Below are 12,598 nucleotides of genomic sequence, written 5' to 3'. Positions count from 1 at the left end.
TGTGTTCGAAATTTACATATAGTCCCATTTATTTCTGTATGACTATAACGAATAACTCTCTTTTTCTGGGGACAAGGGAAATGGATTTTTCAAGTGGAATGATTTTATCTGAGTAAAAAAAGGACTGGATTTCTAGTTTCGTGATTTAAATCCGTATCTTATAAATTGGGGGGAGCCTCAAAGTTTTTTTTATCTGGCGCCCCCCGCTTTCCGGGTTATTACCCGAAAAGAGTCAATAATTTACCGTCTTTCACGATACACGACATCTTTTATTTTGGCAAAACCACTATATTCAATGCGTTTGCTTACACTGTTGTTGGTTCCATCCACGGGGTAGAATCCTAGTTTCCCGCCGTTCACCCCGTCTATACTCGAATCGTAAGAGCCAACCATCAATTCGTATTGACGGGCCATAAACTCATCGGATTGATTGTTCAAATCGGACAGAGAATTTTGTTGATACAAATTGAATTTCAATAGGGTAACAACTTCTTGATCTCCCAGGGTAATATTATTCATGAGGTATGTCTTGTTCGTTCCCAGATTATGTAGGTATACTTTATTTCCCACGGCGTAGAATAAATAGGGGTACTGCGAGTGGAAAGCGAATACCGTCGCTTTATCAAAATCCGGGGCATCTGGATTCTCGTACTTGGACTCTTGTGCGAATCCGTTGCCTGACATGTTAATCCCGTAAATGACCCTTTTCCCGTTTGCGTTCTGTAGTATGGAATAAACTAATCCATTGGAATAACGGGTACTTTCCATGTAAATCAAATCCATTCCTGTTTGGAAGCTGAATAGTTTATTTTCCGGGTCAGGTAGCGGGGTTAGTGTCTGCCGGGCATCTACGTTATTCCCGTACTTCCACCCCACGAAACGTTGGTTATCCGTGTCATAGAACAATGCAGTCTGCCCGTTTCCTGGTCGAGCCATGCTAATCCCTATGTATGGGGCAACCTTGTATTCTGGTGTTCCACCCCGTACGGAAGTATTTATCGGGTACTCGAACGCAGCTCCGGCCATACCTAATATTTGAGCATAAGCGTTCCCCGTGTTGGAAACACAAAAAGAAGCAAGGGGACCGTAAGAACTACCGGAATTCAACGAGGTGTATTTCACGATGTTTCCTTCTGTAGGAGGAATAATGAAACTCACCAGATAAATATTCCAAGACTCGTCGGTTTTAAAAGTTTCTCTATCTATTAAATAAGCACCTTCCTCTGACATCACGTAAATCTGGTCATTGGGACTTGCAAAAAGCGATGTGGAAAAACCGATTTCGTTCGCTTTTTTTAAGTCGGGTAATCCCAGTGGGGTCAACAAGTCATAAGCCGGAATAACCCGCTCAGCCGAGATCACGGAGATCATATCCATGCGTACCCGTTCCTGATTGCCCTCGTTGCAGAGAATCATCCAGCCCTCGTAGGTCGGAGACGTCACTTTCACATCAAACGTGGTCGATGTCTCCACGCCGGAACGAATGTCCTTGACGGTGAACCAGACAATATAGGTATCGGCGGGGAAGGAAGCCAACGTATCCAAGTCTAACGATTTTGACGGGTTCAAATTAACCCATTTCTCATCAGCTAGAATCCCGCCGGACTTCTTCTCCAATTTATAAGTAAATTCAAAATTCGGGTTATCATTGGTAATCTCTCCCTCCAGGGAAGAGGTTACTTTCGGCTGCACGATGATGTGATCGGAACTCCCTAATACCTCTATCAATTCGGGGATATTTTCGATTGTAAGTTCCGCAACCTCATGGTAATCATAATTCCCCTTATCATCAAAACAGGCGATAAAAGAGAAAATAAGAAAAAGTAAAACTAAAATATTTATTTTCATGACGTAACTTGATTTAAGCGGTTATTCATATTTAGAGTAATCTACCGAATAAGAGGAGGCGAGCTGCATATATTTCCCGTCAATGTCCGTGACAGGGGTTCCCGCATCAGCTTGTTCCTGCAAATACTTTTGAACGGAAAGCGCAAAAAAGTTGAATCTGCCGTACTGTACTTTCGTTCCGGCATACCCGGCCTGACTCCAGTCCGAAGGTGTCAACCCGCAGACTTGATTCACAATAACGTACTTCTTAGATGTCCACGGGCCAAAGAAATCGCCCCCGAATGACGTCCAATAGCCAGGCTCCGTGTACATCTCGCTGATAGAGAAGGCAAACAGGGTACCATGAATCTGTGCCCCGGTCGCCGTGTAGGCATTTGTGTTCTTGTACTCCGGGAGATAACATTTAAAATATTCGTTATCCTCTAAGCGAAGAGCCACTCGCACGGCTTTCTCCATCATATCTTCTGTCCGGTTGAAACGTACCCGCACGTATGCCGTACTTTTTCCCGCAGGAACCACTGCGGTGTCAAGGTTGACTTCAAAATGTTTACCCTCAATGCCATTTGTACCCTTCTCGTCGATCACTACTTTGAAAGGACGGTCATAGTCGACTACTTTGCCCATCGTTCGTACTGTAGCCGAAAGTGTGACAGCCTTGGTTGTTGCTTTAGCCGATGCAAAGGAATAGGAGATGGAATCCCCGTAATATTCCGTTGGACTACCGTAGATGTAACTGGTCACCCGTTGAAAATAAATCCCCGCATCATCACTGGTAAAAGTTGAAATTTCCTCCTTATCACATCCCCAAAGTGAAAGAAGTAAAGCTATTGTAAATAATATAATTCTCGATTTCATAATCTAAACATTTAACGGTTTTCAATCTCACCTGAAGGCATCGGCAATACATAACGTGCTTCCGTTCCTCCGTAGGTGCTTGTATTAAATCCATTCTCATCTTTATCTATGTTGATGTACAATCTTTTGTACATGAAGAATATCTGCCCTTCGCCTAAGAACTCGCGTAAATACTCGAAACGCAGGTTTTTCATTAAGTCGTCTTCCGATGTCACGGGTAATTCCGGTAGTCCCCGTTTTACCCGGATCTGGTTTAACCACCCGTATTTATTCACTAGTGTGGTTTCGCTTTCCGCGGCTATATAATACATCTCGCTTAAACGAATCAGAGACATGAAGACGGCATAAAAATATTCGGAATCCTCATCCTCGCTATCCGGTTTGTCGATGCCTTTATACTTGATGAACGTGTGTCCTTTCACCCCGATCCCGGAGGCAACTTGCCACCAAGTCTGAAAACGATAATCTTGTGTTGCGTTTGCGAAAAGGCTTCCGTCCACGAAGTCTGCCCGAGGTTGTAGGAAGTTACTCCCGGCTTGTTCGGAATCAAAGTAAGAGGTATAAATGTCTTTCCGATTTTTCTTGTAAATACCCGTCAGTACTTCTGTCGAGAATACTCGATCCGGGTTACTTTGGTTCGCCAGAAGTTTGTTCGGATCAACAGCCGGGAAATGTTCGCTTACTTTCGTGTCGGTCAGTAGTTTGCGGGCTGCATTCAGGGCATTAGTCTTATCTCCCGCATACAAATAAACCCTCGCTTTCAATGCTTGTACGGCGTAATAATTAAAACGTAACTGACGGTAACGCAGGTAAACTTCCTGATCGCCTTCGAGTGAAGCCATCGGTCCTTCCTCGATAATCGGATCATTTCCTTCCAGTAATTTTTCGGCCTCGTCCAAATCTCTCAAAATCTTATCGTGAATGATGGAATCGGCTGTCAATAAAGGTAATACTGATATTTTCGAAGATTCGTTGTAAGGTATTGATTCGACATCCGACTTGTTCTTGTATACGGGTCCGAACAGACGCAACATATCAAAATGCAGGAAAGCCCGTACGGCTAACATTTCCCCTTTTAACACCTTTGCCTCTTGTTCGGTCAATACCCCCGAACTTTTATCCACGTTTTCGATCACCACGTTGCAATTTAGAATCGTGTTATACGCTTCCGTCCACGTGTTCGATAATTGTGTCTCTACCGTACTTTCCGTGTAGTTGAAATTGGCCAAAGCTGTCAGGTAGGTACTCGTTGACAGGGGTATATAGCGTTTTGAAATCACATCTACCAACCCGTAAGAAAGATTACTCCCGTAAAGATACGAGGAAGCCATTTTGTTGTAAATGCCATTTGTTGCGGTGTAGAAACCGCCTCTCGTGGCAAAAAGTTGTTCTTCCGACTGTTTATCCTTGGGTTGCACGTCCAGAAAATCAGAGCATCCGGCACCGATAATCAACAGAATCCCAAACAATAGTATATCTCGTAATTTCATAAGAATGAGTATTAAAAATTAAACGATAACCCGGCTTCCAAGCTTTTAGCAAAAGGATAAGAAATTCCTCTTTCCGATCTGATCGTGGATGCCCGGAACACATCCCGCATTGAAGCTTGTATTTTCAAACTACTAAATCCGATTTTCTTGATCCAGCCGTCATAAAACTCGTACCCGATATACAAGGATTCGAGGGTCAACACGTTCTCTCTTTGTACGAAACGGGAAGACATTGGTGTTGATGCTGCGTTGGCAATATCTTTGAAACGCACGATATCGCCCTCTTTTTGCCACCGCTCGTAAAGCGCACGTTTATCTTGGTTTTTATTCAACCCGCTAGTTGTGATGTTCTCCACTTTGCTATACAGGGCATTGTTAAAGACATCAGCTCCTAGCTGGTAGCGGAAATTCATAGTAACGGAAAATCCCTTCCAATTCAAGGAAGTGCCTATCACGCCTTCCAGGTCGGGGCGGGTATTTCCGCAAATCACCTCATCGTCATAAGAGAAATCGTAGGTGTAATTCCCGTTTTTATCGTGAAACAGCTCTTTCCCGTTCGAGGGATCGATTCCCGCGGATTTTACTGCCCAGATATCATCCGGGTCCGCCCCGTCATAATATCTCACCGTGTTTGCTCCTTTACCGCTTGCGTTGAGCGTGGACAACTTGTTTCCGATCTTGTCGATACGAGCCTTTTGCGTTCTCAGGTTGGCACGTACCATCCAAGTGAAGCGTTCTGCGAAATTCTGAATAATGTAATAGGAGATTGATGCAGTCAAACCTTGTGAAACCTGTTCCCCGGCATTCGTCATGTAAGTCTGAGTCCCGGAAGAGAGTGGGGTACTGACTTTGATTAAAAGAGGATCTGTTACTTTGTAATAATAATCGGCTGTCACGGAAAGACGTTTGTTCAATAGCGTGATGTCGATACCGATGTTTTTATCCACCGTGACCTGCCATTTCAGATCGGCGTTACCGATCTGGGACAAGGTTGCCCCTAAGCCAAAATAATTCATTGAGCCGTACTGGAAGGCATACGTCAACAGGGTTTGTGCGGAATCGAAACTCTGGTTACCGGGATTACCGATAGAGGCACGTAGTTTCAAGATGTCGATCCAAGCGATATGATCCATGATGAATTTCTCTTTGTGGATATTCCATCCCAAGCCGACCGACCAAGTCGTGTTGTATTTCCGGGAACTCCCGAACACGGAAGAACCGCTGGTACGTAAACTGAAATCCATCAAGTAACGATCGTCATAAGAATAGCCGGCATTAAAGTAACCATTCACGGAACGGGATACGGATTCATAATAGGTAGGAGTCCCGTTTTCCGGGTAACCGTTAGAAAAAGAAGGGTAGGTAAAATCCCCGTCCGGGAAACCCTGTGCGGAATACCCTTGCGTTAATGTCTTGTTACTGTATATGTTTCCCCCGGCGACCAGATTAATCCGATGCAGGCCCAACACTTTGGCATAAGTCACGCTAAGTTCGCCCTCTATTTGATTCAATTTAGCATTTGAAGAATTGTACGTGCCTTTCTTGATCGTTTCGACCTCTTCATAACGCGTATCATTCGGAGAGTAAAATTTCTCCGTATCGTCATTCCCGTACGTGATCCCGATGCGGGTCCGTACCCGCCATTCGGTCGTGGGGAAATATTCGGCAATAAAATAATTGCTCAAAGAAAGACTTTTCCCCTCGTCCCGGCTATTTTGAGTGTCATTCCACAAAGGATTCGGGGCTTCGAAGAAATCATTCTTTTCCAGCCATTTTTCAATGATGCCCGACTCGTTATATTTCTTGTAGTATGGATTCGCTTCTGCATAGGTCTGGAAAGAAACAATCGGGTTTTTGAAATGTGTTGAACTCATGGAGAACTTATTGGAGAACTGGAATTTCTCCATCCGGTATATCAAATCAATATTCCCGCTGATCACTTCCCGGGTAGATTTTTTCATCACACCGGAGATACCGTTGTACCCGGCACCCAAACCAAAAAGGAAGTTGCCTTCACCTCCCTGCACGTACAAGGAATGCTTCTGATTCACGCCCGTACGCAACGGTTCTGCCAGCCAGTAAGTATCCACGCCGCTCTCGATGATTTTCAGTTTTTCGTTGTATAAACGATTTAATTCGATTTCTCCCGGCGTGGACGTGGAGGAAGAGGGGGTGTATCTTCCTGCTAACTTTTCGAATTCCAACTTTTCTTTTGAGTTCATTAGGTTGTAGCTGGACAAATCCGGCATGGAAATGTTCATGTTTCCGTTATAGCTTACCTGTAATTTACCCGCTTCCGGTTTTACTGTCTCCACGACAACAACCCCATTTGCCGCTTTAGAACCATAGATCGCCGTGGATGCTGCGTCTTTCAATATGGTTATCGAGGCAACCCGGTTGATGTCCAGATCATTAATTGCGGCTAATGTTGATTCGAACCCGTCGAGGATGAACAACGGTTGATTGGGGTCTGCATCCAGTTCATCCCGCAACCCCAGCATGCTGGACTTCCCTCGAATTTCCATGTTCGGCAGTCGATTGGGGTCCGATCCGAACTGATTGTCTTCCAGAATTGCGAAAGCCGGGTCAAGTGTTTTCAAGCTCTGTAAAATGTTTTGCGTACCCATTGTTTTTAGTTCCGTCGCCGTGTAAGTGGATGCGGAACCGGTAAAGCTTTCTTTCTTACGAGTAAAAATTCCGGTTACGACCACATCCTCCAAAGCCACTTTGTCTTCTTTCATCACCACGCTCAATTCTTTTCGTTGTTCTCCGGGTTTTAATTTGGCAATCTTGACGAATTTGGTTTCCATTCCGATAAATGAAAACATCAAGGTGACGGTATCGCGGGGTAGCATCAATGTAAAGCGGCCGTCCGGATCGGTTGCCGTACCAGTTGTGGTTCCCTTCATGATTACGGTTACGCCCGGTAAACCTCCTCCTTTCTCATCCGAGACTTTTCCCCGGAGGACTTCATTTTTCAACGAATCGACCGGAAGGCTGGCTTTTGAACGAGGGGTAATAAATATCACGTCGCTTTCAAAACGACATTCTAAATTTGTTGATTTAAAGAGTTTTTGAAGGATTTCCTGAACGCTTTCACCGGAAACCTTCACGTCAAAACGTCCTAATTGTTTCACGTGTTCTTCGTTATACACGAAACGAAGGTCGATTTGTTTGCAAATCTCTTTAAACAACATACTTACATCACACTGGTGTAAATTCAGCGACACCAGTTGTTCCTGCGAGAAGCTTTTCGCTGTCGCTCCGAACACAAGAAGAAACATGAAGATCGGGAATAATTTCATAACCCTAAGAATTTTCGATTTTTTAAACCCCAACGAGGCAAAAATCCACTTCGATTTCATAATTTTGCATTTAAGGATTAAACATTAGAACAGAGACTTTTCCATGGCCATCTGTTCGTTTTGATCTCGGGGGATGAAGATGTGTCACCATCTTTATCCCTTATTTTTCACTCACTGTTATAACTTTTCCTTTTATTGTAAATTTCACATCGGAGATGCGTTCAAAGAAGTACAAGAGCTCCTGAATATCTTTATAACGCTTCATTTTTCCGGTCAGGTAAACTCGCTTTGCTTCCGGACTCGTGTAGAACACATCCACGTCGTACCATCGGGAAAGCGTATTCATGATATCTTCCAGTGACTCGTTCTCGAAGATAAAAGTCCCATCTTTCCAAGCGATATAAGAAGACACGTCAACTTGATTTACTTCCACCTTCCCCTCGTGTTTCCAGTATTCGGCTTTTTCTCCGGGCTGTAACCTGAATTCTTCGTCTCCTTTCCTAAATGCCACATTGCCCGACACGAGTACGGTTTGTATTACTCCTTCTTTATGCGTGTTGATGTTAAATTGTGTCCCGTACACTTTGACCGCGCAATCATTCACTATGACGACAAAAGGACGAGTCGTATCGCGTTTCACGTCAAAATAGGCTTCCCCTTTTAAATAAACTTCTCTTTGTTCCGTGACGAAATTTGTCGGGTAGCGAAATTCCGTGCCGGAATTTAACCATACTCTTGTCCCGTCGTCCAATGTCACGACAAATTCACCTCCCCTAGGAACAATCAATTTATTGAACACTTCGTCCGCAACCTCCACGAGGCTATCTCGGACATGATAAAGGACTTCTCCGGCACTACTGATCGTGATGGAAGTTCCTCCTTTTTCTTTCAATATCTTTTCTTCGGTTGAAACGGGAACAATCTCACCGGAAGATAATTGTAAATACGCTCGTGAACTACCCGGGGAGATGGAAGATATGGGTTGCTGAACAGTTGTAATTTCTCTTTCCTGACGGAGCGAATGAACACCTAGACCTCCCACGGAAAGAATGACCACTGCAACAGCACATCTTGCAATATAACGCATGATTTTATGCCGTTGGAGTCGTTGTTTGATCTGGGGGAACTCTCCTTTTACGAGCGAACTTCTCGTACCCCATCTCATGCTTAAATAATTCTGCCGGAATTGTTCAAAATAGACCCGATTCTCTATACTCGATTCGATCCATTTCAAGACCTCTTCTCTCTCTTCCTCACGAAGTTCTCCGCTAATATAGTCTAATAAATTGATGTCATCTTGGTCTATCATAAAACGATCCTTTATTGATAGGTCAATATAAAGGATCAAGATCAGATCATCGGAATGTGCAAATAGCTAATAACTAGCGATATGTTGAAAATGAAATTATAGATGGGAAAGCAAATTTATGAATATAATAAAATGATCATTAAATAACATCTCCTTTCATCTTTGCACCTATAATACAGGAAAAATTGAAAAACGGTTGAATCAAATCGTGATTTTTTTGTACAAAATGAATGTTAAAATTTCATTTATATGTTCGCACGACGTTCTCAATTGTTTCAATGCGTTGACAAGTAACGTTTTTACGGTTGATACCGATATTCCTAATTTTTGAGCAACCTCTTTGTAATGCAAACCTTCCAAGTATACTCCGTTTACCACTTCTTGGCTCCGGGGTGACAATTTTTTGATTTCAGCCTTTACGCGGGATAATAATTCTTCCGTCAAATCGTCGTATTCTACCTGAAAATGATTTACGAGAGCCACATCGCAAGTCTCTTTTAGCGGGTCAAATTTTTCCAGAACATTCAATGCTTGATTTTTTACAGCCGTAAAAAGATAAGATTTTAACGTGAGTGCCGATAATCTATCCCCGAATTTTTTCTCCCATAATTTCACGAAAAACTCTTGTACAACATCTTCCGCGTGTCCGATATTATTTAAATAGGTATCCGCCCAAAGCACTAACGGACGATAATACACGCTAAAAAGCAACTTTAATCCTTCTACATTATGTTGCTTCAAAAGAGTACATATCTCGTTATCTAAATTTCTCATAAGCTATTTATTTAGGGCAATAGACAAATATAAATAATAAAATTCATTTTAAAATAATATTGTCTTTTTACTTCACACGATCTTTTAAGATGGTTATATATTCTATATTTATTCCGTATTTAAAGTTATTATTTTCCCGTGGAAAATAAATAAGACGAGATTCATTGTGAATCTCGTCTTATTTTAGATTGTCTTATCTGTATGTTTTATCCAGATTATTTTGACTGGCCTTGCATGATTTTCTGCCAGCGAGTTTTTTGTGCGCTAGTGGCTTTCTCGAAAGCACCACTGAGGTAGTAAACCACGTATTGGTTGTTATCGATTTTTGAAAGTTCCTTTTCGCAAGTGGATAACAAGCGGTCGATGTTTCCGGCTTTCACCGCTTTAGCGATAGTTTGAAGGGCCAGAAGAGATTTTTCATTCGATAGTTTTAAAGTTTTAATCTCTTTGCCGATGGCGTCCAATCTTTTTGCATCAATATTCTCGCCTTTAGATGCGATAGAACGCATCAGTTCGCTGTATAGACCTTCGCTTAAACGGCCGTCCACTTTTTCTTTACCGATGGTCGTGTTGAATTTCTCCCGGTTGGCCAACAAGAATTTTTCAGCTTCCGAATCTTTCGGGCTTAAAGAACTGCTCAGGAAGATAAAAGAGTAATCCGGGGATAATTTTTCTTCATCCGTTGCTATATTCATTAATTCGGCGGCAACATCCTTTGCGGTTGCATCATAAAGGCTGTTCAATGTTTTCGTGTATTGCAACAAGAAAGCTTTATCCCGGTCTCCGTTCTCGTATTTTGTAGTTAACGTGCTTAGAGCTTTATTATCGTCGAAACTTTCTTTCACGCGTTCAATAAATTGTTCACCTTCTCCTCCGCCTACAAGTTTATGACGAACTGTTCCGTCCGGGTTAAGAATCACGAATGTCGGGAATGCGCGTACACCAAATTTTTTCATTAATTCGGGTCCTTCGCCTTTTTCCATGTCATATTTCAAGCAAATGAAATTCTTGTTCAGGAAATCACCCACGTTTTCTTGTTTGAAAACTGTATTCGCCATGTATTTGCAAGGACCACACCAAGAAGTGTAACAGTCGATGAATATTTTTTTACGTAGTTTTTTTGCTTTTTCCAAGGCTTGTTCGAAAGTCAAATCCTGAAAATATACCCCGGTATAAGCGGCAATCTTGAAACTTTCGAAGAAGTTTTCCATGTAATCTTTCCCTTGTGCGGGAGCGTTGGCGATGAACTTATCGCCTAATTCTGCGATATGACCTAATTCTTCCTTTGAAGCTTTGTTCTTGATCGAATTGAGAGCGTTCATAACGGGCCAAACTTCTTTACTTCCGGATTGTGCAGCTTGTTCTGCGAAAGAGATGATTTTTGCTACATCTTGATCGGCAATAGCTTGGGCCAATTCTATTTTGCTCATCAGTTCGTCGTTCTTCTCTAAATTGATGGTCGATAAATCCTGACGAATCTGCTCTAGTGTTTTGGCAGGTTCCGGGCCACGATTTGAGTTGTCGATAGCCATACTATAGTTTCCGAACAAATAGGCATCTACTTTTTCTTTACCGATATTCTTTCTGAAAGCGGGAAGATTTTTGACCACAAATTTGAAATTTTCTGATCCGTAACCGTCGTTTTCCAAAATCGGCCAGAAATCTTTTTTAAGTTTGTCTTTATCCTTTAATACAGCGTTTAATTCCGTGTTAATTTTTTTACTTTTTGCTTCGTCGTATGCGTCTTGTAGGGCGATGGAATAATTCATGAGTTGTTTTTTATTCATTTTGCCTTTTTCATACGCCTTGTTCAGGTAATCCAAGGATGTTTTTTCGTTCAATCCTCTTTCAACGCGGGCGATAAACCCTTCCAAATCTCCACCACCGACAATGGTATGTTGTACGGTTCCGTCCGGGCGAATGATAAAGAATGTCGGGTATGCTCTTACCCCGAATTTTTTAGCCAATTCCGGTCCTTCTCCTTTTTCCATGTCGAATTTCACGGAAATAAATTTAGGGTTGAAAAATTCTCCTGCTTTTTCTTGCGGGAAAATAGTTTCTGCCATGTATTTGCAGGGGCCGCACCAAGAAGTGTAACAATCCATGAATACAAGCTTGTTTTCGGCCTTTGCTTTGGCTAGGGCTTCATCAAATGTCAGGTGTTCGAAATTCACACCTCCTTGACAAAATGCCGTGATACTGAATGCTATGGCGGCAATAAGAATAATAACTTTTTTCATAAATACAGTTAAAAATGGGTTTTGTAAATTGTTTGGCAATTTAGAAAACATATTTAAACCTTGTTAACCGTCAAAGTCAGATTAACTTATATTTATGACAAAGGGATGAATCTTCAGCAGATTCATCCCTTTGTTTAACTTTATTTTAAGATATCTATTTCTTCGTTGCAAAGAACTTCCGATAGAAAAGTAATAGAATAAACACGCCTATCGTGATGTAAGAATCGGCCAAGTTGAATACCGGGCGGAAAAATACGAAGAAATCTCCTCCCCAGATAGGAATCCATTTGGGTAAAAATCCTTCATAAAGAGGGAAATAAAGCATGTCAACCACTTTCCCGTGTAAGAAAGAAGAATACCCGCCACCTTTAGGGAACATGGTAGCTACTTGTGAATAACTATCACTGAATATCATCCCATAAAATGCACTGTCAATGATATTACCAATGGCTCCACAGAAGATTAGCGCGAAAGAGATAATAACTCCTTTCGGGGCTTTTTGTTTGATGAGACGTCCCAGGTACCAGGCTATACCTACGACTGCGAATAACCGGAACACGCTTAAAACCGTCTTGCCCCACTTGCCGCCTCCCAGTTCCATGCCGAAAGCCATTCCGTTGTTTTCAATAAAATGAATTTTGAACCAATCTCCCAAAACATTGAATTCGTCGCCGATCATCATGTGAGTTTTGATCCAGATTTTTACTACCTGATCAATAACCAAAAGAACGATGATAAAAATAATAAGCTTGTTTCGCGTGCTCATCCTGTATATTT

The 12,598-nt window shown here is 42.2% G+C and carries 8 protein-coding genes; all 8 read right to left on the bottom strand.

Annotation, left to right across the window (positions count from 1 at the left end; genetic code table 11):
• Window positions 1-240: 240 nt before the first annotated feature.
• On the bottom strand, window positions 241-1,848 hold the full coding sequence (locus DWW52_RS13990; protein WP_118716122.1) for a PKD-like family lipoprotein: 1,608 nt from the start codon (window positions 1,846-1,848) through the stop codon (window positions 241-243).
• A 21-nt stretch (window positions 1,849-1,869) separates the two neighbouring features.
• Window positions 1,870-2,703 (bottom strand): DUF4843 domain-containing protein, encoded by an 834-nt coding sequence (locus DWW52_RS13985; protein ID WP_118716121.1) that lies wholly within the window; start codon window positions 2,701-2,703, stop codon window positions 1,870-1,872.
• A gap of 11 nt (window positions 2,704-2,714) precedes the next feature.
• The gene (locus DWW52_RS13980) at window positions 2,715-4,193 is read right to left on the bottom strand and encodes a RagB/SusD family nutrient uptake outer membrane protein (RefSeq protein ID WP_118716120.1); all 1,479 of its coding nucleotides are present in this window, start codon (window positions 4,191-4,193) and stop codon (window positions 2,715-2,717) included.
• Between the two features lie 11 nt (window positions 4,194-4,204).
• On the bottom strand, window positions 4,205-7,558 hold the full coding sequence (locus tag DWW52_RS13975) for a SusC/RagA family TonB-linked outer membrane protein (protein WP_233556917.1): 3,354 nt from the start codon (window positions 7,556-7,558) through the stop codon (window positions 4,205-4,207).
• Window positions 7,559-7,658: 100 nt separating this feature from the next.
• Window positions 7,659-8,807 carry a FecR family protein gene (locus DWW52_RS13970; protein WP_118716119.1) on the bottom strand — a complete coding sequence of 383 codons (1,149 nt, stop codon included), beginning with the start codon at window positions 8,805-8,807 and terminating at the stop codon, window positions 7,659-7,661.
• Between the two features lie 201 nt (window positions 8,808-9,008).
• Window positions 9,009-9,581 (bottom strand): RNA polymerase sigma factor, encoded by a 573-nt coding sequence (locus tag DWW52_RS13965; protein WP_118716118.1) that lies wholly within the window; start codon window positions 9,579-9,581, stop codon window positions 9,009-9,011.
• A 215-nt stretch (window positions 9,582-9,796) separates the two neighbouring features.
• Window positions 9,797-11,821 carry a thioredoxin family protein gene (locus tag DWW52_RS13960; RefSeq protein ID WP_233556915.1) on the bottom strand — a complete coding sequence of 675 codons (2,025 nt, stop codon included), beginning with the start codon at window positions 11,819-11,821 and terminating at the stop codon, window positions 9,797-9,799.
• Window positions 11,822-11,975: 154 nt separating this feature from the next.
• Window positions 11,976-12,587, bottom strand: a complete 612-nt coding sequence (locus tag DWW52_RS13955; RefSeq protein WP_118716117.1) for a lipoprotein signal peptidase — start codon at window positions 12,585-12,587, stop codon at window positions 11,976-11,978.
• Window positions 12,588-12,598: the final 11 nt, after the last annotated feature.

Origin of the sequence: Odoribacter sp. AF15-53 (assembly GCF_003479425.1) — a bacterium.
Taxonomy (GTDB): domain Bacteria; phylum Bacteroidota; class Bacteroidia; order Bacteroidales; family Marinifilaceae; genus Butyricimonas.
Note: the sequence above shows the minus strand (reverse complement) of the source record. Positions and strands in the feature narration are given on the sequence as shown.